This is a genomic window from Desulfovibrio sp. JC010 (assembly GCF_010470675.1).
Taxonomy (GTDB): Bacteria; Desulfobacterota; Desulfovibrionia; order Desulfovibrionales; family Desulfovibrionaceae; genus Maridesulfovibrio.
Genome location: NZ_VOIQ01000001.1, coordinates 286,919 through 312,778, shown reverse-complemented (window position 1 = coordinate 312,778; position 25,860 = coordinate 286,919). Strand labels below are relative to the sequence as shown.

23 protein-coding genes, 1 tRNA gene and 1 riboswitch are annotated in these 25,860 nt (G+C 52.1%); of the genes, 9 read left to right on the top strand and 15 right to left on the bottom strand.

The features are described 5' to 3' along the window. Positions 1–75: 75 nt before the first annotated feature. The 4 genes from FMR86_RS01495 to FMR86_RS01480 all read right to left on the bottom strand — a co-directional run bounded on the left by FMR86_RS01495 (position 76) and on the right by FMR86_RS01480 (position 6,618). Complete coding sequence (locus tag FMR86_RS01495) at positions 76–2,760, bottom strand: adenosylcobalamin-dependent ribonucleoside-diphosphate reductase (protein ID WP_163349297.1); 2,685 nt, start codon at positions 2,758–2,760, stop codon at positions 76–78. A gap of 188 nt (positions 2,761–2,948) precedes the next feature. After that, a riboswitch (cobalamin riboswitch) is annotated at positions 2,949–3,086 on the bottom strand. Positions 3,087–3,237: 151 nt separating this feature from the next. Then, positions 3,238–3,324, bottom strand: a tRNA-Leu gene (locus tag FMR86_RS01490). A 212-nt stretch (positions 3,325–3,536) separates the two neighbouring features. Further along, positions 3,537–4,826: a citrate synthase gene (locus FMR86_RS01485; RefSeq protein WP_163349296.1), complete on the bottom strand. Its 1,290-nt coding sequence runs from the start codon at positions 4,824–4,826 to the stop codon at positions 3,537–3,539. A gap of 412 nt (positions 4,827–5,238) precedes the next feature. Further along, positions 5,239–6,618: a sigma-54-dependent Fis family transcriptional regulator gene (locus FMR86_RS01480; RefSeq protein WP_163349295.1), complete on the bottom strand. Its 1,380-nt coding sequence runs from the start codon at positions 6,616–6,618 to the stop codon at positions 5,239–5,241. Between the two features lie 252 nt (positions 6,619–6,870). On the opposite strand from FMR86_RS01480, the gene FMR86_RS01475 reads away from it, so the two are divergent. The 6 genes from FMR86_RS01475 (at position 6,871) to FMR86_RS01450 (ending at position 11,491) form a co-directional block, all read left to right on the top strand. Then, positions 6,871–7,857: a 4Fe-4S dicluster domain-containing protein gene (locus FMR86_RS01475; protein ID WP_163349454.1), complete on the top strand. Its 987-nt coding sequence runs from the start codon at positions 6,871–6,873 to the stop codon at positions 7,855–7,857. Beyond that, a complete protein-coding gene (locus FMR86_RS01470; RefSeq protein ID WP_163349294.1) occupies positions 7,850–8,314 on the top strand; it encodes an iron-sulfur cluster-binding protein in 465 nt (154 codons plus the stop codon). The genes FMR86_RS01475 and FMR86_RS01470 overlap by 8 nt, the downstream gene beginning before the upstream one ends. Positions 8,315–8,372: 58 nt before the next feature. Beyond that, positions 8,373–10,001 (top strand): tetrathionate reductase family octaheme c-type cytochrome, encoded by a 1,629-nt coding sequence (locus FMR86_RS01465; RefSeq protein ID WP_163349293.1) that lies wholly within the window; start codon positions 8,373–8,375, stop codon positions 9,999–10,001. A 2-nt stretch (positions 10,002–10,003) separates the two neighbouring features. Then, on the top strand, positions 10,004–10,648 hold the full coding sequence (locus FMR86_RS01460) for a cytochrome b/b6 domain-containing protein (protein ID WP_163349292.1): 645 nt from the start codon (positions 10,004–10,006) through the stop codon (positions 10,646–10,648). Between the two features lie 128 nt (positions 10,649–10,776). Next, the gene (locus FMR86_RS01455) at positions 10,777–10,944 is read left to right on the top strand and encodes a hypothetical protein (RefSeq protein WP_163349291.1); all 168 of its coding nucleotides are present in this window, start codon (positions 10,777–10,779) and stop codon (positions 10,942–10,944) included. Then, on the top strand, positions 10,922–11,491 hold the full coding sequence (locus FMR86_RS01450) for a GNAT family N-acetyltransferase (RefSeq protein ID WP_163349290.1): 570 nt from the start codon (positions 10,922–10,924) through the stop codon (positions 11,489–11,491). Before FMR86_RS01455 ends, FMR86_RS01450 begins: the two co-directional genes overlap by 23 nt. A gap of 67 nt (positions 11,492–11,558) precedes the next feature. On the opposite strand, the gene dmpI is transcribed toward FMR86_RS01450, so the two are convergent. The 7 genes from dmpI to satP form a co-directional block, all read right to left on the bottom strand. Beyond that, positions 11,559–11,756 carry a 4-oxalocrotonate tautomerase DmpI gene (gene dmpI / locus FMR86_RS01445; protein ID WP_163349289.1) on the bottom strand — a complete coding sequence of 66 codons (198 nt, stop codon included), beginning with the start codon at positions 11,754–11,756 and terminating at the stop codon, positions 11,559–11,561. Between the two features lie 19 nt (positions 11,757–11,775). Next, positions 11,776–12,261 (bottom strand): hypothetical protein, encoded by a 486-nt coding sequence (locus FMR86_RS01440; RefSeq protein WP_163349288.1) that lies wholly within the window; start codon positions 12,259–12,261, stop codon positions 11,776–11,778. A 25-nt stretch (positions 12,262–12,286) separates the two neighbouring features. Further along, positions 12,287–14,215 (bottom strand): molybdopterin biosynthesis protein, encoded by a 1,929-nt coding sequence (locus FMR86_RS01435; RefSeq protein ID WP_163349287.1) that lies wholly within the window; start codon positions 14,213–14,215, stop codon positions 12,287–12,289. An 84-nt stretch (positions 14,216–14,299) separates the two neighbouring features. Next, positions 14,300–15,541, bottom strand: a complete 1,242-nt coding sequence (gene glp / locus FMR86_RS01430) for a gephyrin-like molybdotransferase Glp (protein ID WP_163349286.1) — start codon at positions 15,539–15,541, stop codon at positions 14,300–14,302. 205 nt (positions 15,542–15,746) lie between these two features. Beyond that, positions 15,747–16,451, bottom strand: a complete 705-nt coding sequence (locus FMR86_RS01425; RefSeq protein WP_163349285.1) for a molybdopterin-guanine dinucleotide biosynthesis protein MobB — start codon at positions 16,449–16,451, stop codon at positions 15,747–15,749. Positions 16,452–16,475: 24 nt separating this feature from the next. Continuing rightward, positions 16,476–17,354 (bottom strand): acetylglutamate kinase, encoded by an 879-nt coding sequence (gene argB, locus FMR86_RS01420; protein ID WP_163349453.1) that lies wholly within the window; start codon positions 17,352–17,354, stop codon positions 16,476–16,478. Between the two features lie 199 nt (positions 17,355–17,553). Beyond that, positions 17,554–18,111 (bottom strand): acetate uptake transporter, encoded by a 558-nt coding sequence (satP, locus tag FMR86_RS01415; RefSeq protein WP_163349284.1) that lies wholly within the window; start codon positions 18,109–18,111, stop codon positions 17,554–17,556. Between the two features lie 364 nt (positions 18,112–18,475). Between satP and FMR86_RS01410 the strand changes: the two genes are divergently transcribed. Together FMR86_RS01410 and FMR86_RS01405 are read left to right on the top strand one after the other, a co-directional pair. Beyond that, the gene (locus FMR86_RS01410) at positions 18,476–19,687 is read left to right on the top strand and encodes a cation:proton antiporter (protein WP_163349283.1); all 1,212 of its coding nucleotides are present in this window, start codon (positions 18,476–18,478) and stop codon (positions 19,685–19,687) included. Between the two features lie 97 nt (positions 19,688–19,784). After that, a complete protein-coding gene (locus FMR86_RS01405; RefSeq protein ID WP_163349282.1) occupies positions 19,785–20,141 on the top strand; it encodes a PilZ domain-containing protein in 357 nt (118 codons plus the stop codon). Between the two features lie 7 nt (positions 20,142–20,148). Here the strand turns inward: FMR86_RS01405 and FMR86_RS01400 are convergent, their stop codons facing one another. Beyond that, entirely contained in the window at positions 20,149–21,327 is a 1,179-nt protein-coding gene (locus FMR86_RS01400) for an MFS transporter (protein ID WP_163349281.1), read from the bottom strand. 139 nt (positions 21,328–21,466) lie between these two features. On the opposite strand from FMR86_RS01400, the gene FMR86_RS01395 reads away from it, so the two are divergent. Next, positions 21,467–22,219, top strand: a complete 753-nt coding sequence (locus FMR86_RS01395) for a potassium channel family protein (RefSeq protein ID WP_163349280.1) — start codon at positions 21,467–21,469, stop codon at positions 22,217–22,219. Here FMR86_RS01395 and FMR86_RS01390 read toward each other — a convergent pair. From FMR86_RS01390 to obgE, 3 genes are all read right to left on the bottom strand, one after another. After that, positions 22,216–23,379, bottom strand: a complete 1,164-nt coding sequence (locus FMR86_RS01390; protein ID WP_163349279.1) for a hypothetical protein — start codon at positions 23,377–23,379, stop codon at positions 22,216–22,218. The two genes, FMR86_RS01395 and FMR86_RS01390, sit on opposite strands and share 4 nt — an antisense overlap. Before the next feature lie 293 nt (positions 23,380–23,672). After that, entirely contained in the window at positions 23,673–24,815 is a 1,143-nt protein-coding gene (gene proB / locus FMR86_RS01385) for a glutamate 5-kinase (protein ID WP_163349278.1), read from the bottom strand. Then, positions 24,781–25,839: a GTPase ObgE gene (obgE, locus tag FMR86_RS01380; protein WP_163349277.1), complete on the bottom strand. Its 1,059-nt coding sequence runs from the start codon at positions 25,837–25,839 to the stop codon at positions 24,781–24,783. The genes proB and obgE overlap by 35 nt, the downstream gene beginning before the upstream one ends. Between the last annotated feature and the right edge of the window lie 21 nt (positions 25,840–25,860).

Here is a 25,860-nt window from a genome sequence, read left to right as displayed (position 1 = left end):
CGCAACGCAAAAAAGCCGCGACTTCTGCCGCGGCTTTTCAATTATCTATCCCGGAAAGCTCCGGCTGCTGTCAGTTTACCCGCAGGTGGTGTACCCGCAGGCCTTGCAGATCTTGCATCCGCCTTCAGGAACGTATGCTTTTTTGCCGCATTCAGGGCAGGGATCACCGAGTCCTTTGGAAACGATGGTCTGGTCGTCCATGTCCAGTGAGATGTACTGGCGCAGGATACGGGAGATGATCGCTGCCGCGTCGATGATATTGTAGCTGGAGCGGTCCAGCTGGGTCAGGATGCGGTCGATGGGCATGCCCACGCGCAGGAGCATGCTGGTCAAACGGGTGATGGTTTCCCAGAGGGAGTATTTCTCCTGAAAGACCTGCTCATTGTAGAACCCGTCCCCGGTTACTCCTGCTTCCTTGGGCAGTTTTACGAATATCTCAATGGGGTTGCCGGAATCGTCCAGCGATACGATGATGTACATCTTGGACCCTTTCCACATGACCCGGTGACGCTCGGCCCGCTCAATATCGCCCAGCTCCCTTTCCACCAGAGTGGGATTCTGGCCCTTCATGGTCGGATCGGTTTCTTTGGGCTCTTCCTTCTTGCTCAGCACGCCTTTTTTGCAGCCGTTGCGGAATACGGTCACGCCCTTGAGGCCGTTTTTCCATGATTCAAGGTAAATCTCGAAGATGGTTTCCTGGGGTGTTTCCTCAGCGAGGTTGATGGTCGAGGAAATGGAACTGTCGGTGTACTGCTGGATTGCGGCCTGCATGCGGATGCGGTCCATGTAGTCCAGTTCATCAGCCTGTACGTAATTCAGTTTTTCCTTGAGCTGCTGGGCGGTGTATTTGCCGAAGAGATGCTCCTGATTGGTTTCAAGCATCCATTTCAGCGGAGGCATGTGGATGAATTCGAAGACCTTGCCTGCTTCGAGCCTTGTTTCACGGGCATAGCTGAACATGAAAACAGGTTCGATGCCCGAAGTGCAGTTATCGGACATTATGGAAATGGAACCGGAGGGACCGACAGTATTGAAGGCGGTATGGCGCAGTCCGGTTTTCAGGATTTTCTGCTGCAGCTTTTTGGGCAGTCCGAGATTGGTGATGTACGGGCAGTCCAGAAAACGCTTGCGGGCATCCTTATCCTTCAAAGCTTCAACTTCACCGAAACGCTCGGCAATATCCGCGCTGACCGAGATTTCGGTGACGGCCTTGTCGCGCATGATTTCTTTGATGAAAGCAATGGACTCATCGCTGCCGTAGCGCATGCCAAGCATGGCCAGCATATCACCCAGTCCGGTGAATTCGATACCGATGCGTTTGCCGTATTTGTCGGCGTCGCGGTGCTTCTGCAGGGGGTGCTTGTTCTGGTTCAGGTCGGACATGGTGTCCATGAAGGCCATGGTCCGGGTCAGGTCATGGTGGAAAAGATCGCTGTCGAAACGCGCTTCTTTGGTGAAGGGATTGACCACGTAGCGGTAGAGAACCATGGCACCCAGCAGGCAGTTGCTCCAGTAGCCGAGAGCCTGTTCCCCACAGGGGTTGGTGGACATGGGTTTTAACCGCAGTGGATCAATGAATGTGCCGGGGGTATTGCGCTGGGTGGTGTCCTGATAAAGAATACCCGGATCGCCTGATTTCCATGCGGATTCACTGATCTCTTCCAGTAGGTCGCGGGCTTTGACGGTGTCATATTTTCTGAAGGGAAGTTTAAGCTCCTGCCAGCGGCTGTAGTCGCCGTCCCAGAGGGTGTTGTATACGGACTTCACCGGATCAAAGATGTCGGAAGTTTCGTTGCGGCGTCTGGAGACGGAGAAGGTCAGAATTCCTTCGGCAGGAGTTTCACTGCCGTCATGAACCGGAAGGTCGGGCTGAACCTTGATCTGGTGCTTTTTCGGATCAACGGCGGTGACTTTATAGAGAATCTCGGCTTCGATCCGGTCATTTACCTGCGGATTCAGTGCTTCGTATATTTCCGGCAGCAGTTGCAGGGTGGATTCATCACAGATTTTACCGCTGATTTTGAATCTGTCGGGGAAAGTGAAGGTCCAGTCCCTGTCTTCTTCCACTGCCTGCATGAATTCATCAGTGACTTTAAGGCTGATGTTGGCACCGAATACATCCTGAACCTTTCCGGTCAGGGAATCCACGCCGAAAATTTCTTCGGGCTTGCTCTTGCACCAGATGAAACGGCGGGTTTCCGGGTGGCGGATGTCCAGAGAAATCATCAGTGCGCCGCGTCGTCCGTTCTGGCCGATGGTGTTGGTCAGTTCGCTGAAAAGGGGCATGAAGCTTACTGCCCCGGAGGAGGTCACCGCAGCATTGTTCACCGGGTCCCCGGAAGGACGCAGGATGGTGATGTCGATGCCGCTGCCGCCCCGGTAGGAGTATGTGCGGGCCAGTTTTTTCTGGGCTTCGAAGATGCCTTCAAGGGAATCGGATTCAATCTTGGCCAGATAGCAGTTGCTGAGCGAGCATTTTGCATAATCATTTCCCAGCCCGGAAAGTATGGAGCCTGCGGGGATGAAACGACCGGACTGAAGCAGCTCGCAGACCTGTTCATTTTCGTTCTTATCGAATTGGGACTGCTTTAGAAATTCCCGGCAGAGTCTGTGTTTGACGTCGGTAAATGAATGCTCCTGCAACCGCCCTTTGGGATCGCGGATCTGATATTTTTTGGAACTGACGGTTTCCTGAAAGCGGTTATGTTCTTCCAGAGCCATTTTAGCTGATTCGCGGGTGATAACAGTTTGTTCAGTCATGGTGATGAATTTCCTTTGAAGGGCTTTCTTCTGCCCTGAGATCAATAAACCACAAACAGCGGACATGCTGTATTCCGGATAGAATACATCTGTCGCCAAGAGACTCCCTTACGGAGCTTGATTTTTTGATTTGTGGTGCAGGCTGCCCAGAAGGCGTAACCTGAATTTTGAAGAGAAGTGTAGATTATCTGAGTAGATATGCTTCAGGTCGGGTTGCTGGCTTTTCCCGTCCCTTGAACAGGGACAGGAATCACAGCGGCAGAACCGCCCCGTACTTTAAACGGGTTCCCTTTTTGATTTGCAAAACCTGAAGTTGAAACCAACAGAAAAAATCTTAACAAACTCTAAACTTCGGTCAATAATTTTTTGCCCGTCGAGGTTAAAAAGTCCCCCAGCCCAATGAACAGTAGGACTGAAGGGCTTTTTGGTCAAAAAACAAAAGAGCCGCAACTTTTGTTGCGGCTCTTTTTAGAAAGATGGTGCCGAAGAGAAGACTCGAACTTCCACGGAGAAACCTCCACTAGACCCTGAACCTAGCGTGTCTACCAATTCCACCACTTCGGCACGGCGAAGAACTGTTTATAAATATCGGTTGCGAATTGCAAGCTTTTTTTTGAAAAAACTTTAATTTTTTTGAGAATAATTTAAATTCCGGTCCGTTGGAAAAGTATTGCCCGTAATCTCACCCCTTGTGGGGAGCGGGATTACGGGCATATCCGGGTAGGTATATCCATCGTTCCGGGACCGGATAAGCCCCGAACCGATATTGACTGAAATTACTTCCTGAAATCTATAGGTACGTAATTTCTGGGAGTTTCGCCAGTGTAAATCTGGCGCGGACGGTTAATTCTTGATGTGGGGTTGGTGTAATCCTCGTACCAGTGGGCAATCCAGCCGGGCATGCGGCCAATGGCGAACATAACCGGGAACATGGCCACCGGGATGCCCAGCGCACGCAGGATGATACCGGAGTAGAAGTCCACGTTGGGGTAGAGCTTGCGTTCGATGAAGTAATCATCGGAAAGGGCGCGCTCTTCAAGCTGCATGGCGATATCCAGCAGTTCATCGCTGAAGCCGTGCTGCAGGAGGTCGTGGGTCGCTTTTTTGAGGATTTTTGCACGCGGGTCAAAGCTTTTGTAGATGCGGTGCCCGAAGCCCATGAGGCGGCATTCTTTCTTCTTCACCTTCTCGATGTACTCATCGATGGTGTAGTCGCCGTTGTTGATGGTTTCGAGCATGTCGATAACCGCTGCGTTTGCTCCGCCGTGCAGGGGGCCCCAGAGGGCGCAGATGCCGGAAGATACGGAAGCAAAGATGTTGGCCTGTGTGGAACCGACCATGCGCACTGTGGAGGTGGAGCAGTTCTGCTCGTGGTCCGCGTGCAGCTGGAAGATGAGCGAAAGGGCCTTAACCGCTTCAATGGGCGGATCATACTGCTTGTAGGGGATGGAGAACATCATGTGCAGGAAGTTGTGGCAGTAGCTTAGTTCCGGGTCCGGGTATACAAAGGGGCGGCCGATGGATTTGCGGTATGAAAAAGCCGCGATGGTCCGCACCTTGGAGATGATCTTGCCCACAGCGAGGAAAAATTCGGACTTGTCGGTGATGTCGTTGAGGTCCGGGTTGTGGCTGCCCAGCGCGTTGATTACTGCGGAGAGAATAGCCATGGGCTGGTTGCGATGAGCGGGGAAGCCTTCAAAGTGGTGACGCAGGTCTTCGTGGATGAGTTCTTCGGCGGTGAGCAGGGCGGAAAAACGGGCCAGATCTTCCTTGAGCGGAAGTTCTCCGAAGATGAGCAGCCATGCGGTTTCAATGAATTTACCATGTTTGGCAAGATCTTCAATGGGATATCCGCGGTAGCGCAGGATACCTCTTTCGCCGTCCACAAAGGTGATGTTGCTGGTGCATGATCCTGTGTTGCCGTAGCCCGGATCATAGGTAATCAGGCCGCTCTGGGCCCGGAGTTTAGTGATGTCTACGCCTGTTTCGCCTTCACTGCCGTGGATTACGGGCAGTTCGTACTCTTTACCGTCATACTTCAGGATCGCAATGTCTTTATCGCTCATGTCTTCCTCCGGTTAATTGTCTGTGCGCGCTGTATTGTGTTTCTGTTAGGTGGCAATTCTCCACAACAATCAAAAGCAAAGTATGCGCACTGGTTTTCCAGTTCAGCGCAGACCTGCCTGATGCCGGGGCTTGCGGTCCGGGTGCAAGGTCTGGAGCCTTGCGGAGTTCCGGATATGTAGCGGGCAGAAATGTGATTTCTTTCGGACTGGGCAGGGCTGTGGAAACTGCTGCACCAGCGTAAATGGTTTTATGGCGACTTGTGGGGAAACAGCGGATGCTTTTTCCCGATGTTGAGAAAGTATTTACTCAAAAACAGCCGAAAAGTCCAGTGGCGACGCCTGTATAATCTTTCTAGAATAAGCGCGTAGGCCGTATAAAATTCAGTAATGGTGCGGATTCTCTGATAGGTGATTACTCATCCAGCTTGTATTGAACCGAATATTTACGCATGCGGTTATGGATGGTTCCCCGGCTGACTCCGATGATTTTTGCGGCCTTGCTTTTGTTGCCCCCGGCCTGCTTGAGTCCATTGATGAGTTCTTGTTTTTCATCCGGCTCAGTGACCGCTGCGGCGGACCGGGCCGGGCAATGGCAGTTATCAACCGGCGCATCGCTGATCTGCGGGGGTAGGTGTTCCGGCAGGATCGGGCCGTTGTCCTTTACCACTGCGGCGTATTCCAGTGCACTTTTCAGCTCGCGCACGTTGCCGGGCCAGTCGTAAGCCATAAGTTTGCGCATGGTTTCCGGGGTCGGACTGTCGTTGTTGCGGAGTTGCTCATTCATCTGGATAAAGTGATCTACCAGCAGGGGCAGATCTTCCTTGCGTTCTCGCAGGGGCGGCAGATGCACCGGAATGACATTGATGCGGAAAAAGAAATCTTCGCGGAACTGTTTTTCCTGCACCAGCTGGCGTAAATCCTGATTGGTGGCTGTGATCAGTCTTGCGTCCATGTTCAGGTTGATGTTTTCACCCACCCGTTCAAAAGAGCGTGTTTCCAGTACCCGCAGCAGTTTCACCTGAATAGGCAGCGGAACATCGCCGATTTCATCAAGAAATATGGAACCGTCCGCAGCTTCTTCAAAGCGGCCCTGCCTGTGGCGGTAGGCCCCGGTGAAGGCTCCTTTTACATGTCCGAAAAGTTCACTCTCCAGCAGGGATTCATTGAGCGCGGCGCAGTTCAGCTGCACAAAAGGTTTGTCTTTGCGCGGGCTCATCTCATGAATAGCTTGTGCGGCCAGTTCCTTACCAGTACCTGATTCGCCGAAAATTATTACCGGTCCGTCGGAGCGGGCCGCTTTCTGTAGCAGGGTATACACCTTCTGCATGGCGGGAGAGTGCCCCACAAACCCGCAGAAGCCTGTTTCTTCGTGTTGTAACTTCCGGGAAAGTTCACGGATTTTTAGTTCCTTGCGGTCCAGTTCGCTGATGTCTGTCAGTGTTTCTACCGCCCCGAGAATCTGACCTTCTTCGCCACGAAGCAAAGAGGCGTTTTTAAGCACGTGCAGGTAGTTTCCGTTTTTGTCGATGATACGGCAGCTCTTGCGGCTTTCTTTGCGTTTTTCAAATAGTCCGCACCAATGCCCCTCAGCCTGCTCACGCACCCTGCGGCAGGCATCGCAGCCCAGTACAGAGCAGGGCTTGTTGAGCAAATTATTTTTGGTAAATCCGGTCATGCGCAGCAGGGCGTCATTGACCATCATAATAGTTCCGTTGGGTCGGATGATGATCAGCCCGTCATTCATGGTGTCGATTACTTCCCGCAGATAAAGATTGATGTCCTGCTCGGTCATAGGTCTACCTTGTGTTCAAAAAGTGTTCAATTGTTCAAGTGTGTGTCTTAATTTGAACATATGTTTGCACACTTGTTCAAGTTGTTTTTGCTGCCGTTCTGGTTTTTGAGGATGTGTTTATGGACCGTACTAGGCATAAACAAAGGGTTCATGGTGATTATTGGAAGAATGTAGAAAGTAGGTACGGATTCTGCTTTGTCTTAGGAAAACCGTTTCATGATGAAGCTGATTGCAGTTCATAAAGGAATACAAATGACAGACAAGAAGAATGGAATTTCACGCAGGAATTTCTTAAAGGGGCTGGGGGCCGGAAGTGCGGCCATGCTCCTGCCTGCCCGTGAAGTCGCGGCCGCCGCAGGTAGAGACAGCGAAGAACTCTGTACCCTGCTTGATTTATCCAAGTGTATCGCATGCGGCGAATGCGTTTCGGCCTGCCGCGAAGTTAATGAACCAAAGTTTCCCAAGCCGGAGAAGCCATATCCTGAAATGTACCCAACCTCGCGGGTCAAGGTGGAAGACTGGTCGGACCGCACAGATGTGGATGACCGTCTGACCCCGTACAACTGGCTCTACATTCAGAGTGCGGAAGTTGAATTTGAAGGTGAAACCCACGAAATTAATATTCCCCGCCGCTGCCTGCATTGCCGTAATGCCCCCTGCGCCAATCTCTGTCCGTGGGGCGCAGCCGGAAAGCAGAAGAACGGTATCGTGCGCATTAATGAAGATGTCTGCCTCGGCGGGGCCAAGTGCCGCACGGTCTGTCCGTGGCATATCCCCCAGCGTCAAACCGGGGTGGGGCTGTACCTGCGGCTTATGCCGGGGTTTGCCGGGAACGGGGTCATGTACAAGTGCGACCGCTGCTACAACCGGATAGATGAAGGCAAGCTTCCGGCCTGCATCGAAGCCTGTCCCGAAGATGTGCAGACCATCGGCCCGCGCAGTGAAGTTTTAGCTAAGGCCCATGAGCTGGCGGAGCAGAATAATTGGCACATCTACGGTGAAGATGAGAACGGCGGCACCAATACCATCTATTTATCCCCGGTGCCGTTTGATCTGCTTAACGAGGCTGTGGAAAAGGGGCCCGGAAAGCCGGGACTTTCTCCGGTAGAGGATTCCATGGCAGACGAGGAAAAGCTGGCCTATGCAGTGGGCATAGCGCCTTTTGCCGGGATTGCCGCCGGTATCATAAAGGCCGGGAAGTTCCTATCATCCACAGCAGGAGGGCAGGACAATGACTAGCCCGCTGTTCGCACGTCTTTTCAAGCTGACCATTTTTATAATGGCCCTCACCGGAGCGGCTCAGATGCCCATATTCAAGCGTTATTACATCGCGGATGTTCCGGGCTTGGGCTGGCTGGCGGATTTCTACCTGACCAACAAGATTCATTACATATTCGGTGCAGTGCTCATTTTTATGGCCATGTATCTGCTGACCATGTTCGCCATGGACGGGAGGCGGCGTTTTAGATTGACTTCTTCCGGTATGCAGCGGGTCTGTATTTATGTTATTGTCATCGTAACTGGAGTACTGCGGGTGGTTAAGAACCTGCCTGCGGTTACTTTCGATCCGCTGACAGTTATGATCATTGATTGGACCCATCTGGGTTTTGCCATGCTTTTGGGGGTGGCGGCCATGTTTGCATTTTTCCGGGGACGGAAACCGTATCTGGAGGGATTGCCCGGTTTTCGCCGCTGATGATGGAAAGTTTCCGGGGTAACAACGTCCCGGTCATTTATAACTATGGAGGGTGGAGATGAAGTTAATGCGGAACTCGCTGCTGTTGCTCTCAGCGGTGGTCTTTCTGTGCGCAAGCGCATTTGCCGCCGGGGATACCGCTCCCGGCCGTCAGATGGCCCGTCAGGCTACCAAAGGGAAGGAATTATGGATCACGGCTGACCATTCCAAGTTCGATGCGTTGAAGCAGCCTTTTAAGAGCGGCCCGGAAGTGACCAAGGCCTGTCTGAGCTGTCATACCGAAGCCGGACACCAGTTCCACAAGACCATTCACTGGACATGGCTCGATCCCAAGGCGGAAAAGGAGCTTAAGGTCGGTAAAGGTGGCCTGGTGGTCAACAATTTCTGTATCAATATCCAGTCCAATGAACCGCGCTGTACCTCCTGTCATGCCGGTTACGGCTGGAAGAACAAGGATTTCGATTTCAGTTCACAGGAAAAGATCGATTGTCTTGTCTGTCATGAGCAGACTGGAACCTACAAGAAGTTCCCCTCAGGAGCCGGTAATCCCGCACCCCCGCCGGGTAAGAAATTCAAGGGTAACGGCAAGTTTTACGCTGCTCCCGAATGGAACAATGTTGCCCAGTCTGTGGGCCGTCCCACCCGCAAGAACTGCGGAACCTGCCATTTCTACGGTGGCGGCGGTGACGGCGTAAAGCACGGGGACCTCGACTCATCCATGCTCAAGCCGGCCAAGACTCTTGATGTGCACATGGGTATGGACGGTCAGAACTTCAGTTGCACCCGCTGTCATACCACAGTGAAGCACGATATTGCCGGCCGTATCTACTCAACCCCGGCTGCCACCGAGCGCAAGTCGTTGCTTGAAGATGACCTTGGTTCCAAGATCATGTGCGAATCCTGCCATAGCGCAAGGCCGCATAAGTCCGAGCTTGGTATGAAGCTCAATGATCATACCGACAAGCTGGCCTGCCAGAGTTGTCATATTCCGACTTTCGCTCGTGAATTGCCCACCAAGATGTGGTGGGATTGGTCCACCGCAGGCAGGAAGAAGGACGGCAAGCCCTACGTTGAAAAGGGTGAATGGGGCAAGCCCGTTTACATGACCAAGAAGGGCGATATGCGTTGGGAAAAGAACGTTGTTCCTGAGTATTACTGGTTCAACGGTACCATCGATACCATCACCGCCCAGACCACCATCGATCCCACCAAGCCGGTGCAGGTCTCCAAGCCTGTCGGCTCCATCGATGATAAGAATTCCCGGATTATGCCCTTTAAGGTTCACCGCGGCATGACCCCGTATGACAAGGTCAACAAGAATATCGTTATTCCGCACCTGTTCGGTAAGGATAAGGACGCCTTCTGGAAGGGCTACAATTGGGAAAACGCAGTTGCCTACGGCATGAAGTATGCCGGGCTGCCTTTCAGCGGCGAAGTGGGATTTGTGGAAACCGAGTACGTTTACCCCACCACCCACATGGTCGCGCCCAAGGAAAATACCGTTGCCTGCGAAGAATGCCACAGCAAGCAGGGCCGTCTGGCTAAGATGACCTGTTTCTACATGCCCGGACGCGATGCATCTTCCATCGTGGACGCAGGCGGCTGGTTTGTGGTTATCGCCTCGGCAGTGGGTGTTCTGCTGCACGCCCTTGGCCGTATCTTCATGTCAGGACGTAAGGAGGACTAGCTATGAGCGGAAATATGAAGAAGATTTACCTCTATTCAAAGTTCGAGCGTTTCTGGCACTGGACTCAGGCCATCCTGATCATCCTGCTTATGGTCACCGGACTGGAAGTGCACGGCGTGTTCAGCCTGTTCGGTTTTGAAAAGGCTGTGGATCTGCACAACACGCTGGGTATCAGCTGGCTGATTCTGTTCGTGTTCATCATCTTCTGGCTGCTGACCACTGGGGAGTGGAAGCAGTACATCCCCACCACCAGGAAGCTTTTCGAGGTGGCCAAGTACTACGCTTCCGGCATCTTCAAGGGTGAGGAGCACCCGGTGCAGAAGAGTAAGGATGCCAAGCACAACCCCTTGCAGCGTCTGGTTTACCTCAAGCTGTCTGCAATACTGCTGCCCCTGCAGATGGTAACCGGGCTGCTCTACTGGACCTACAACGATTGGCCCAAGTACGGCCTGGATTTCCTGAGCTTAAGCGTAGTAGCCAACATCCACATGGCCTGCGCCTACGCCCTGCTGGCCTTTCTTGTGGTTCATATCTACATGACCACCACCGGGCACACCATCACCGCCCACATCGCGGCCATGTTCTCCGGCTGGGAAGAAGTCCCCGAGGATTACAAGGTTGAGGAATGGGAGGTTCATGATAAGTAGGGTGTGTCTTGTCTTTTGTTGGCTTTATGTTTATATATAAAATATAAAATTATTGACGAGTGATACTCAGCATGCTAGCGCATTTATGCGCTAGCATGCTGAGTAAAAATAAAATTATGGAGGTAATCATGGCTAGACCAATTAAAGCTACCCCCACATTAAAAGACAACGATGCGAAAAATTTTGATAAACGTGTGGAAAAGCATCTGACAAAAAAATTGCAGGTGAAAACTCTTCCATGTCTGGATAAAGCAAAAGAGATAGTTTTTTCTTGTGATTTCAATTGCCAGAACTAAATTTGAAGATGACGATTGTGTCTTGGAACCCGTTGAGGATTTTTCAATCTTTAACGGGTTTTCATGTGGCGATGAGGATTTAGATGATTTTATAAAAAATGATGCACTGCCACATCAGCAAAAGCTGTTAACTATGACATATGCATACAGACTTAAAAAAGATGGTAGGGTTTCCGTTCCAGTTGCTTTTGTCAGCTTGTCAAATGATGCCATTCGCAGTTTTACTACCAGCCGAAAGAAGAAAAAATTTCCTCCACAGAAGAGATATAGTGAATTTCCTGCTGTTAAAATATGCAGGTTGGGAACCCATGAGGTGCTTCAAGGAAAAGGTGTTGGCACTCATTTGGTGACCTTGTTAAAGCAGATTTTTATATCTGCAAATAGAACAGGGTGCAGGTTTATGACCGTAGATGCATATAGAAGTGCGGTTCCCTTTTATGAAAGGAATGATTTTAATTACTTGCAACCTAAAGATAGATCGGGAAACGATAAAACAGTGTCGCTATATTTTGACTTGCTTAGATTTAAAGATGAAAATCTAAAATAACAAATGAAAACGGCCCCGGCGGGATAATCCCGCCGGGGCCTTGTTTATGAAAATTTTTGAAAGACTGTTATTTGTCCGGATACTTATCCGAACAAAGCTCACCACCCGCTCCCCAGTTCTCCTTCTTCACTTCATCGATGACAACGTAAATGGATTCCACGCTGCATCCGGTGATGCGGGCCATTTCTTTTGAGAAGACTTCCACAAGTTCGCGTTTCTGTTCGATTGAGCGACCTTCAAACATTTCTACTTTGATTACGGGCATTATCTTTCTCCTGAAATTGTTACCATTTAAAACTGTCTTTCACCTTGCAGAACAGACTTTTGATATTGTCGCTTGTCATCCATTCAACCTTCCCGATACGCATGTATAGGTGATCCAGAAAGAAGGGGATGAAGCAGTGCTCGATCAGTTTGGGGATATCTACGGGCATTTTATCAAAATAAAAGTTGAATTCGTGCATGGCGAAATTCTCGTTCTGCTCGAATTCAGCTGAATTGCGTAGTGCGGTAAGTAGCCCTTTGCGGGATAGCGGGCTGAAATCCAGCCGTCCCATGCGGTCGAGGATATCGTTGTCTGTCTCGATGCTGTCTGAATCAAAGATGAAGGTCAGCACCAGATGGCCGCCTTCTTTGTCTTCGAATTTCCCGATATTGAGCAACCCCTCGCGAATGAAGCTGCCCTTGCCGAAGCGGTAGCGGAACGGGGCAAAGCCGATCACGTTTTCACGGCATTTCTGCTTGATGATGTGCTCTTTGTCCTTGTTCATAATCCCCTCCGGCAAGATTTTATGCTTATCCTAATCCGACTCCGGGCTTCATTTTCTGTCCGGTCAGATTGGTTTCGTATCCACCCAGTTCGCTGATGGCCTGCTTGACCTTATCAGATTTTATGAGTTCGAGCAGTGTTTTTATCCTGCTGTCATTCATGTGTTTTTGCGGGATTACCAGATCGTATCTTTCATGGGCCAGCGGCACGAAATCGAGGTCCAGTGCCTTGGCGGCGGCAAAGATGCCCAGTCCGCAGTCCGCAGCCCCGGTGAGCACGTTGGCTGCCACAGCCATGTGGGTGAATTCTTCGCGGTCATAGCCGAGGATGTCCACAGGCTTCAGTCCGGCTTTTTTCATGTGGTAATCAAAAAGGATTCTGGTTCCGGCCCCTCGCTGGCGGTTGATGAAATTGATGGCCAGCCCGCCCAGAGATTCAATTCCCTCAATGCCCTTGGGGTTGCCCTTGGGCACGATAAAGCCCTGATGGCGGATAGCGAGGTTGACCACAGTCACTTCCATGCCGGGAAGGTATCTTTCAATGAACGGGAAGTTGAAATCATCGGTTTCCGGGTCAAAAAGGTGTGCTCCGGCAAAGAGGGCCATGTCGTTTTTCAGCGCAGTCAGTCCGCCCATGGACCCGGCGTGGGTGGAAACCAGACGCAAGGGGCTGTCGCCGCCCATGAGCATGTCGGCCAGCATGTCGATGGTGTTGTCATGGCTGCCCACGTGCATGAGCACTTTATCAAGCTCGGCACGGCTGGAGAAAAGTTCCACATCTACGCTGGAGTTGAGTTCCACTCCCTCGCTTTCCGCTGGAACGCGGGTGAAGCCCTGTGCCCTGGTCAGGGTGGTGATCATGCCCGCCCCGCGTGAAAGGGGCACGCCGATGTATTCATCACCCACTTTACCCACAGCCAGACGGACGATCTCTTCCTGTCCAGGCTTGGAAGGGGTGCGCCGTGCCAATCGGACCTGCACTTTATCCCTCTGCGGCTCATGTTTACCTGCCAGCCACGAAATAATCGGGGTTAGCACATCTTCAAAGCAGACCACCGCGCTGACCGGATATCCCGGTGCGCCCACCAGCAGTTTGCCCTGCGCCGTGCCCAGCACTGTGGGTTTACCGGGCATGACAGCAATGCCGTGGACCAGCAGCTTGCCCAGCTTTTCAAAAACTATGCGTGTGAAATCCTTACTGCCCGCCGAGGACCCGGCTCCGACCACCACGATGTGTGATGTTTCCAGTGCTTCTGCCACTGCCGCAGTAAGCTTCTCCTCACGGTCTTTTACCGGAGCAGTGAAAGTGAACTCCACATCCAGTCCGGCGGCAAGGGATTTGAAAACCTGTGAGTTGGACTCGATAACCTCACCCGGTTTAGGAGTGGGGCGGTTCGCAAAGGGCAGCACTTCGTCTCCGGTGGGGATGAAGGTCATGCGGATTTTTTCATAGACCTTGATCTCGTAAATCCCCGCGGAAAGCAGCGCGCCCATGTCAAAGGCGGAAATTGTGTGTTTGCGCGGAAGCAGCATTTCCGTTGCCACGATGTCTTCACCGATGCGGCGCACATGCTGCCACGGAAAGGCCGGGGCTTCGATGGAAATATTCTCACCTTCATCCACCACATGTTCGATCATAATGATGGCGTCCATGCCGTCGGGCAGGGGATTTCCGGTGTTGACCGCGATGCAGTCCCCGTCCTTTTTAAGCAGCAGGGGCTGGCCTTCGCGGGCGGTGAAGGTGGTGTCGCTTTTTACAGCGTAACCGTCCATGGCTGCGGAATGGTAGGTGGGTGAGGAGCAGCGGGCGATGACAGCTTCAGCGGTAACCCGGCCAAGTGCCTCATGAACCGGGATGGTTTCGGTCTCAACCAGTTTATCTCGGTCGAGATTGTCCATGGCAGCTTTAACGGCTTCGGGAACGGGGATGGTTTTGAGATAAATATTGCGACTCATTTTGTGGTCCTTAATTTAACAACTGTGCCTGTGTAGGCCTCCGGCGGCCAAAGGGGATAATCCCCTTTGGAAACCCTATTCGTTTTAAATTTTCCAGATGTTGACTGTGTTTCCGGCGTAGAAACCTTCGGTGTCCGCCGGGATGATCATCAAGCCGTCAGCCTGAATCATTGTCTTGAGCAGGCCGGATTTACCGTAAATGGGTTCGGCCAGCGGCAATTGACTCTCGCGGCTGGTCAGTTTCATGCGGACATAATCCTCGCGGCCCGGCTTGGAAACGGTATTGCGGCCCAGTTCGGCTTGAACCAGCATGCGGTCCGTTCCTGAGAATGCGTCTTTCTGGCCCATGAGCTGACGGATGAAAGGCACCACCAGTGCCAGCATAACCACCTGTACCGAAGTTACCTGACCGGGCAGTCCCAGCACAGGCTTGTTTCCAGCCCGACCGAGAATGGTCGGTTTGCCGGGGCTGATAGCTACACCATGGGCAAGGATTTTAGATTCCTCCATGGATTCAATGGCCTGCACGGTCAGGTCGCGCATGCCCACCGAGCTTCCGCCGGAAAGCAGTACCAGATCATTTTCCGCAATGGCCTGTGCAAGTGTGGATTCAAGCTTATCCAGCTCATCGCGCACTATGCCGTAATTGACGGCTTCCGCGCCTGCTTCATTTACCAGACAGCGCAGTGTGTGCGAATTCACATCGCGGATAGTACCGACTTTTTGCGGCGAGTCGATTTCCACCAGTTCATCCCCGGTGGAGATGATGCCCACACGCGGTTTGCGGTGGATGGCAACTTCTTTTATTCCCAGCGCGGCCAGCAATCCAACGTCCTGAAAGCGGACCTTGTGTCCGGTCTGAAAAATTGTATCGTTCTTGGCTACATCCTCGCCTTTGAGCATGGTGTTGTCACCGGGCGCGGCTGATTTGCGGATTTCAATGGTCCCGGAACCGAGATGGTGGGTGTGTTCTACCATGACCACCCCGTCAGCACCATCAGGCAGGGTGCCTCCGGTGGCGATGGCCGCACATTCTCCGGGTTGCAGCTCAAAGCAGGGATTCTCATCCACCCGTAAAGTAGCGGAGCATTCCAGATAGGCCGGGTTGCCCTCAGTCGCGCCAAAGGTGTCACGCCCGTTTACCGCGTAACCGTCCATGCAGGAACGGTTGGCGGGCGGCAGGTCTTCCTCTGAAACAATGTCTTCACCCAAGACCAGCCCGAATGCATCTGCAATGGAAACAGTCTCGGTTCCAACTGCATCAAAAGATTTCAGCAGAGCTTCAAATTCAACCCTGCTGATAATTTCGAAAAATTCGTGATTCATATACGGATGTCTCCGACGGCCCTGCCGGGGGCCTTAAACCCTTTTCCAAAAGGGTTTAAGAATCCCAAAACGTTTTAGTTTTGCTTCGCATTCTTTTTTTTGAAAGACGCTTTGCAAATATAAATCGGCGAAGCCCTAATAAAAGTTTTTGAAGAGTCCAGAGAAACTTTTTTCAAAAAGTTTCTTTGGACCCCGGAGGGATTCTTTAATTTTTAATCGTAATTTCAATATCTCCGGGTACGTAGCCCTTCAATTGCTGCAGCATGGCGGTAATCCCGGCGGAGAGCATGTCGGCCACAAAGGGATTGAAGCCCAGCTCGGTACCGTTGCAGGTTACGGACATCTGGGTCTTCATGGCTTGGCAGCCGGATACGCGGGCTTTCCCGGCAATGATGTCAGCCACGAAATCCATACAGTAATCATGTCCGCAGGCTTTGCAGTTCAGCCCCGGTAGGATGAATCCCTTTTCCATGACCAGATCAGCCAGTTCTTCCAGCAGTTCCTCGGACGGCGGATTATCCGGCGAACAGGCCGGGAGCTGCTTCAGGGCTAGTTCGGGGTAAAATTCCTTGTCGTCATTGTCTTCGCGGACCATGATCACCCGGGGCAGCCAGCCGACCTTGTTGCCGCCTTCCATGACGATGACATCGGCATCCATGAGCGGGATCAGGTCCTGCACTGTGCGTTCCTGCTTCCATGAAACAAAGGATTCACTGGGAGAATAGGCTGCCACGCAGGAAGCGATTTTTTTGTATTCTTCAGTATCCGCGCCTTCGGCTCCATCAAAGCCGTGGTGCGAATGTTTGAGTACCCCGACCTTGTATCCTTTTTCTGTGAGCTTCTTGACCAGCGCAAGGCCCATGGTGGTCTTTCCGGTCTTCTTCTTGCCGACAATGGCGATAGCTTTCATGTGTGTCTCCCCGTATTAATTTGATTAGCTGACGATCTCAGTACCGATGCCGTTCTTGGTGAAAAGTTCCAGCAACACACAGTTTTCAACGCGGCCGTCAATGATGTGCGCCTTTTCAACTCCGCTGTGCACCGCCTCAAGGCAGCAGCTCAGCTTGGGGATCATGCCGCCTACAGCTACGCCGGAATCAATGGCTTCGGCGGCTTCGCGACAGGTTAAAGAGGAAATGAGTTCTTTGTTGGCGTCCAGCAGTCCTTGTACGTCGGTAAGCAGGTGCAGACGCTTGGCGTTCATGGCTGCGGCTACTGCGCCTGCCACGGAGTCGGCATTGATGTTGTAGGTGGAACCTTCATCGTCCACGCCCACAGGCGCGATTACCGGGATGAATCCTTCGCTTTGTAGGGATTCGATAAGCGTGGTGTTGACCTCGGTCACTTCACCCACCTTGCCGAGATCGATGATTTCCGGGGATTTGGTCTCGGATTCGATGACCAGTTCCTTTTGCTCGGCCTTGATGAGCATGCCGTCTTTGCCGGAGAGCCCTACAGCCTTGCCGCCGTGCAGGTTGATCAGGTTGACGATCTGCTTGTTGACCTGCCCCACGAGGACCATCTCGACCACGTCCATGGTGGCTTCGTCGGTGACCCGGTAGCCGCTCTTGAACTGGCTGTCGATATTCAGCGCACTGAGCATCTTCTGAATCTGCGGTCCGCCGCCGTGCACCACCACAGGGTTGATGCCGATGTATTTTAGCAGGATGATGTTCAGGGCAAAGGCCCGCTTCAGGTTTTCATCGATCATGGCGTTACCGCCGTATTTGATGACAACGGTTTCGCCGTAGAATTCCTTTATGTACGGCAGTGATTCAATCAGAAATTTAGCTCTTATAATATCCTGTTCCATTTCCATGTCGGTTGTTCTCCTGAAGCTTTTTCTAAGGCTTGGCGGGTATGGTCCCGCGTACCGTCAGCTATCTATAATTTAAAAGTCGGGTGAGGGGAAGGGCGGGGATATCTGGTTGCGGATTGGCATGATTGCAATCAAAAAGGCCGCCCTACCATTTCGGTAGGGCGGCCTTTAGCTTTCATGAGAGCGGGTAGTTTTATTCGCCGATGGGCAGGACGGTGCGGCCATACTGCTCGTTGATGACTTCCGCCATGGCGAGGTAGAATGCGGATGCTCCGCAGACAATGCCTTCCCATCCGGCAATGGTGCCGATGAACTTGCTGCCGGAGAAATCACGTACAGCCAGCAGGAAGAAGAGCACGGTCAGGGAAAAGAAGATGAACTGCAGCACCTTGTTGCCTTTCAGGGTGCCGAGGAACATAAACATGGTGAAGATTCCCCACATGAGCAGGTACCAGCCCATGTATGCGTGCGGGGTGGGATCAGCAAGGCCCATCTTGGGCATGATGATCAGGGCCACGAGGGTCAGCCAGAACAGACCGTAGGAAGTGAAGGCGGTGGTTCCGAAGGTGTTGCCCTTCTTGAATTCCATCACTCCTGCAATGATCTGCGCTATGCCGCCGTAGAAAAAGCCCATGGCCAAAATCATGGAACTGATGGGGAAAAATCCTGCGTTGTGGATGTTCAGCAGGATGGTGGTCATGCCGAATCCCATCAGGCCCAGCGGGGCGGGGTTTGCGAGTTTTGATTCCATTTATCTCTCTCCTATAGGAAATGAATCCTGCAAAATACACCTTGATCCTGCATTTCCGCTGCCGGTGGGTTGCAGCGGGAGATGTGAGTGTGAGTGGGTGCGGGATTTTTGAGTGTTTCTTGCAAGTAGTGAACGCTCATTCAGCTAAATTAAAATGTATTTAATTGCAAGCTATAAATTGAACGAGCTGTTGTTGCGGTAGTGATTTCACTTAGTAAAAAATGCAAAAGTGAACGTGCGATCAGTCAGTTATGGCTTTTTGCGGCCCATTTATCTTTTTTGTTCAGAAGAAATGGTTTAATATAAAGACGGTGTAGAGTGGATTTTGTTTTGAAATAAACTCAAATCCCGGAACGGAAGTGCAATGACTGTATCCGCCCTGACTTTAATTACCCTCGGAATGCTGTTCATGGTCGGCTTTCTGGCTGATACCATCGGCAGGAATACTCCCATACCAAGGGTTTCTATTCTTATGATTGCCGGGTTTCTCATCGGGCCCAACGGCTTTGACCTGCTTCCGGCTTCTACCGGGAGCTGGATGCCCGTTGTTTCCGATATGGCTCTGGTCATGATCGGATTTCTGCTGGGTAGCTCGTTGCAGTACGCTTCCCTGCGCCGTTCCGGAATGCTGGTGCTTTGGATTACCCTCGGCGTTGTGGGGGCTACTGCCCTTATTGTGGGCGGAGGGCTCTGGTTGGCCGGCATTCCTCTGCCGCTGGCCCTTATTTACGGCGGTATTGCCCCGGCCACTGCCCCTGCGGCCACGGTGGATGTGGTTCACGAGGTTAACGCCAAGGGGCGTTTTACCGAGATTCTGCTCAAGATTATCGCCCTTGATGATGCTCTGGGGTTGATCATCTTCAGTCTCATGCTGGCGGCGGCCCAGATGCTGGCCAGCGGTGACGGCGGCAGTGTGGCGACCCTCATCCACGGCGGCAGGGATATCGTTTATGCCGTTTTTGTGGGCGCGGTTCTGGGGGCGCCCATGAGTTATCTGACCGGGTACCTGAAATCCGGGGAACACACCCTGCTGGAAGCACTGGGCATGGTCTGCATCTGCGGCGGGGTGGCCATGTGGCTGGATGTTTCTTTTCTGCTGGCGGCCATGACCATGGGCATGGTGGTGGTCAACCTTGCCAAGCGGCTGGATTGTTCATTTTATTCCATCCGTTCCATTGAATGGCCCATTGTGGTGCTTTTCTTTTTGTTTGCCGGAATCAACATCGAAATTGAGCATATTTACGTTAATCAGAAGTTGATCATGTTCTACATTCTGTTGCGCATCGGCAGTCGTTTTGTGGGCGGCATGCTGGGTGCGAAAAAGGGCGGTGAAGGTCTGTTTTTCGGTAAATGGATGAGCATGGCCCTTATGCCGCAGGCCGGTATTGCACTGGGTATGGCCCTCACTGCCGCGCACAGGTTTGAGGAATTTCAGTCCGTGGTATCGGTAATTGCGGCGACCACGGTGTTCTTTGAGATTATGGGACCGATCTGCACCCGTTTCGCTTTGAACAAGGTCGGCGATATTACTCCGGGTGAGCGACGCAAGAGCAACCGTGAGGGATGTTCATTTTAATGAATCTTTCCAGTTTGTGTTGAAGTGGCTAGGGATATCTAGTAAAGTAAAAAGTAACAAAGCTGTTCCTTTTACTAATAAAGTTGGTGGAGTATCCATGGCTCAGAATAAGAGACGCAGAACCCGTGTGAATGCAGGCTTCAGGGTTGCGCTGCATAAAGAAGATATTGATGCCTTTGTGGAATCACACAATCTCAGCCTGAAAGGCATTCTGTGCGATCCGGTGAAGGGTTTTTTTGTGGGGGATGAATGTGAGATTTCCATTCCGCTTTCTGAAGAAGCCATAATCAGGGTCAGCGCGAAAATTGTCCGCTCTGATGAGACCGGGCTGGCTGCAGATTTCCATCACATGGATGAGATGAGCTTCACCCATCTGCGCCGCCTGATTCAATTCAATGCCGAGGATGCGGACACCATTGACAGCGAGCTTACTTCACCCGCTTTTGATACCTGATCTGTTCTTATTGCACTGTTTCCGCTTCGTAGCCTCTTAAAAACAGGGTGGAAACAATGAAGATTATTACTGCCACAACCGCCCCCGCATAAAATACCGCTTCAAGGCTGAAGCCGGAGTAGACCAGCCCCATTAGTATAGGGGCTATGGTCTGGCCCGCGCGCAGCAGCATACCGTTTACCGACATGAAAATAGCCCGCTGTTCCATTGGGGCGATTGCAGTAAGCATGGACATGGAGTTGGGCATGTTCAAGCCCTGCCCCAATCCGAACATACAGACCGGAAGAATGCACCAGAGTGCGGAATCCGCCGCCGGGAGCATGATCATGGCCGCGCCGTATGCAAAGGCAGAAATGGAGATCATCAGCGGCTGGGACATGATATGGGCCAGTCTGCCCATCTGCGAGGCGGCCAGCGCGGTGATAAATGATGCACTGGATATGACCAGCCCGATCATGAGCGGTGAGGCTTCAAAGCGTGAATTAAGCAGCAGAGGCAGGTAGGTTACAATCGGCCCGTAAAGGATGATGAAGGTTAAAAGCGAGATGGCGAAGAGGCTGAGTACTTCCCGGCTGCGCATGCCCTCCATGGCCGCTTTCATGTATTTTTTGAAGTCTCCGTTGCCGGACGGTTCGGGGTTGTCCAGCTTGAAAGCCACCAGCCATGCAAGAGGCAAGGCACTGAGCGAGAGCAGGAAAGGTGCTTCCCAGCTGATCTGTGCTAAAATCCCTCCAATGGCCGGGAAAATGGCTGTTCCCATGCTCAGGACCCCGGCATTGAGTCCCATGGCCTTGATGCGGTCCTTGCCGCTGAAAAGATCACCGATAATGGTCAGGTTGATGACCCCGATGGCCGCAGCCCCGATGCCCTGAATAAAGCGCAGCAGGAGCAGGGACTCAAAATCCGGGGCAAAAAAACAGGCCGTGCCGAAGATTCCGAAAATCAGCAGTGAGGGCACGAGTATCTTTTTTCGTCCCATACGGTCGGCAAATATTCCGGCAAGAGGCGCGAAAAGAATGCCCGGCAGGGTGAAAATTGTGAAGATCAGCCCGATTGTCGATGCGGATATCCCGAATTGGCGGATCATGTCCGGCAGGGCGGGAATAATGCTGGAAACACCCATGATCGCCATGAGGGTCACAGCAAAGACAATCTGTAAGTTCTTGTTTTTATATAAAGCTTCCATCAGCGGTAAGTCCTTTGGGGTGGTGTGAACTACGGAAGCTACCCCCAATCTTCTGTCTTAGCAACCGCCGGGAAGGTGGAAAACTGAGGACAGCCATAAAAATCTGGAATTACGTGCTGTTGTCAGGTAATAATGGTCCATGCCCGAATCAAATAAAGAATTCAGATACAGCCCGTTCATGTTCAGGCTCTACCATATTTTCAAGTACAGTCCGTCAAAATTTACGGTCCTGCTTGGATTTCTGGTGGTTCAGATATTTATCAGCCCCATTGCCGGGGATTCCCTGTTTTTGCAGCAGGTCCTTTATTTTTATACCTATCTGGTGCTGCTTTCCGCTGTCTCGGCCATTATGGTCAACCGGGTCAAGCTTTACGCCTATTTCGTTCTTTACGGGATTTCACTGGTCAGCTCGATAATGTTTTTCCGGACAAGGGCCATGGGCTGGCTGGCTGGAAGTGAATGCGCGGATATGCTCATGCTGCTCATTGCTATCTGGGGAATCCAGCGGTTCATGTGGCGGCAGAAAAGAGTGACCCGCGATCTGATTTCCGGGGCTATCTGTATCTATATGCTGGCCGGACTGGTCTGGTCCGATGCCTACAGTCTTTGCGAAATTTTCAAAGACGGCTCTTTTTCCGGTATTGATCTATCTGACAATGTCTTCGCCATTCGGGGGGCTTTGACCTACTTCAGCTATGTAACCATGCTTACCGTGGGCTATGGGGATATCCTGCCCGTGTCATTCATGGCTCGTTCCCTTGCTATCCTGCAGGGGCTGTTCGGGCAGATGTATCTGGCTGTATTCATCGCTGGAATTTTGGGTGCATTTCTTTCGCAGAAGAGTTTGGATGGGGCCGGGAATGGTAAAGAAGAGAATGCTGATTCCGGCTAAATCCATCCGTTTAAGACGTTCGCATCAGTGTTGCGCTGGAAGTTGAACTGCGCTTCTTTCTCATTACCATACAACTCGGTGATTTTTACAGGGGAGTATATGGCCTGCCGGGTGGCGTTGTTTTGCGGGGAAAGATGCAGCAGGTTCGGATCAATTCCGCTTTTCAGCTGTTGTTCGATGGGTGTTAAAGCCGTTTGGCTCTGTTTTCCGGGGTTGTTCACTTTCTCCACCACCCTCGGGCTGGCTTCAAGCTTTAGTCTGCTGAATTCTTCTTCAAAGGATTCTGTTCTGCCGCGCATAAATGCAGTGAATTTATCTGCTTTGCGGGTATTCTGATGACGCAGCCTTTCCATCTGTTCTTCGGAAAGACCCTCGTTGTGATAAAGTTCGTCTATGTCTTTGAGGACTTCTTCATCCTCGGCGTAGTTGGAATCGTCTGTTCTGAAAATTTTACCTTTGGCGTAATCCGTGGCTGCGTGGGTTACACTGGCGGCATCTTCGGAATATTTGTTCTGTCCGGCATTATCCAGCTTGCTCTTGGCATGGGCAACGGCCCCGTCACGGGTGGCACTGACAAGATCGCTTAAATCCTCTGAGGAGAACTTATCCACTTCGGTGCGGGATTTTTCAATGGCCATCATGGCAAGGTCCAAGGTGGAAAGGTCGTCCCTCTCCTTGCCGTCAACGTACATGGTCCATTTCAGACCGTCATTTTTCAGGAATCCGAGATTGTCTTCAAGAGTCTGCCAGAAATTATCTTCTGCTGCTTTGGCAAGGTTTTCAACGCGGGTAATTATCTTGCTTGTGTCGCCGTTGTAGAATCTATCGATCAGTGCTTCAGCACTTTTAAAATCCTGACTTTGGATGGCTTTGCTCAGGTCGTTGATATGCTGCTCATATTCTGCACTGTTTCGCCCTGCGAGCAGTTTTTCGCCATTGTCGAAAATTTTATCCAGCCCATCTTTCAGGAATTTAGAAGATTCCCGCATGGTATTTTCAAGCTGGTATTCAATGCTGTTCTTGGAAATTTTACGGGGTTCCAGATCGTCGGCAGAAATGGGCGTTGTTTTCAGCTCGCCTGAGGCTTCATTTTTGGAATTGGCGAACTTGAATCCGGTTGACTGCTGTATATTGTTTTGTCCGAAGGATGAAATACGCATTTCCCGCTAATCCTCATGATTGAATAGAAATATTTCTGGTATTGCTTAAATAATCGGATGCTCTTATGAAATCTTTATGTTTATATGATAAAAATATTTATTAAAATAATTGATACGTTCACGGCATAATTATCAGGCAAAAAAATAGGACAGGCCGTGAAGACCTGTCCTTAAAATAGAAAGTGGGTTTTATAAGCTAGCGGCGAAGCCCTACTAGGGATTCTTAAGGGGCTTAGTCCCTTAAGCCGCCGGAGGCGAAATCTTTTAAACAAAAAGCGCGTAGCGCATCAATACTATAAAGCAGCGTCCAGCAAAAGATTGTCGCGGTGAATGGCTTCCGGGTAGGGGCATTTGCCTAATATCGATTCGATATTGCAGGACTTGCTGCCCATGATCTTGACCATGTCATTGGAGCTATAGCAGCTCAGACCCACAGCAACAGATTTTCCGGCCTTGTTGACCACGCGCACAAGTTCTCCGGCCTTGAATTTGCCGTCCACTTCGGCAACACCTGCGGGCAGCAGGCTCTTACCGCCTGAAAGCAGGGCTTTTTCCGCACCTTCATCAATGATCAGGTCCCCTGCGGGATCGCAGTGGTAAGCCAGCCAGTATTTGCGCCGGGAAACGGACTTTTCGTCCGGTACGATCCATGTGCCGCACTCTTCGCCGTTGAAGACGCGCTCGATGATCATGCGCTCTTTGCCCGCGAGAATCAGTGTCGGTACGCCAAGCTGCGCCGCACGGTTGGCCGCGCGCATCTTGGAGAACATACCCCCGGAACCCACGGCGGTTTTGCCGTCGCACATGGCGTCAAGGTCGAGGTCGTGGACGTTTTCAATGCAGGCCAGCGGCTTGGCATCGGGATTCTTGTCCGGGTTCTTGTCGAAAACACCGTCAGCGGAAGTGAGGTTGATGAACAGGTCCGCTTCAACCACGTTGAGAATCAGGCTGGCGAGGGTGTCGTTATCACCGAATTCCAGTTCCTGAACGGCCACGGTGTCGTTCTCGTTGATGATGGGGATAACCCGCCATTCAAGCAGTCTTGAAAGGGTGTTGCGGGCATTGAGGAAGCGGTCCCGGTGCTTGAGGTCGTCACGGGTGAGCAGTACCTGGGAGGTTACCAGACCGAAGCGGCGGAAAGTCTCGTCATACTCGTGCATGAGCCGGGACTGGCCGATGGCCGAAGCAGCCTGACGGGCAGGCAGGTCGTCCAGCTTGGCACCGGACGGGATGGAGTTGCGTCCGGCAGCGACCGCACCGGAGGAGACCAGCACGATATCCACCCCGCGCTCATGCAGGGTGGCCAGCTGGTCGGCAAGGCGGCAGATCAGGCCGAGGTTGATTCCCTCGTCCGTGGTCAGCACCGCACTGCCGATTTTTACAACAACGCGTTTGGCTTCCTTAAGAGTCTGAATCCTGTTGTTCGTCCTGCTCATCTGCTTCCTCTTGATTCATGGCTTTGAATCTGTCCCACATGTCGCTCAGGAGTTCCTGAACCCCGTCGCTGTGCAGGGCGGATATGAAATAGATCTTCTGTCCTGCTTCTTCGGCTTTGGCCTTGATGGATGCAAGGTCCTCTTCGGAGAGCAGGTCGATTTTGTTGATGACCCGCAGCTGGGTTTTTTCGGCCATCTCCTCATCAAAGATGCGCAGTTCTTCGTCGAGCATGTTGAAGCCGTCCAGCGGATCTTCAAGGCTCAAGTCTTCGGCACTGAGGATATGGACGAGGAATCTGGTCCGTTCCACGTGCTTGAGGAAACGGTGACCCAGTCCCAGACCTTCGCTGGCACCTTCAATCAGGCCGGGAATATCGGCGATGACCAGCTTGCTGCCCATGTCATCATCCACCACGCCGAGGTTGGGCACAAGGGTGGTGAAAGGGTAGGCTGCGATTTTCGGTTTCGCAGCGGAAATTTTGGAAATAAAAGTTGATTTACCCGCGTTGGGCAGACCGAGCAGACCTACGTCCGCAATGATTTTTAGCTGCAGACGGATGCGTTTTTCCTCTCCGGGGAACCCTTCCTCAGCCTGACGCGGGGCCTGATTGGTGGAGGACTTGAAGTGGATGTTGCCGCGTCCGCCGTCGCCGCCTTTACAGATGACCATTTCACGGCCTTCTTCAGTCAGGTCGGCGATGAGTTTTTCGCTGCCGTCTTCGGTGTTCACTTCATAAACTAGTGTGCCGAGCGGGAGATCGACGATCAGGTTATCGGCACCCTTGCCGTATTTGTCACGGCCCTGTCCCTGCTCTCCGTTTCTGGCTTCGTAGACTCTTTTGAGTCTGAAGTCATAAAGGGTCAGCAGCTTGGAGCTGCCGCGCAGAATGAGGTCGCCGCCCTTGCCGCCGTCACCGCCGCTGGGGCCGCCCTTAGGCAGGAAGCGCTCGCGGCGGAAGGCCACGCAGCCGTTGCCGCCCTTGCCGGAGCGAACAGTAATTGTTGCTTCATCTATAAATTTCATACCACCCCCGGCAAAACACGA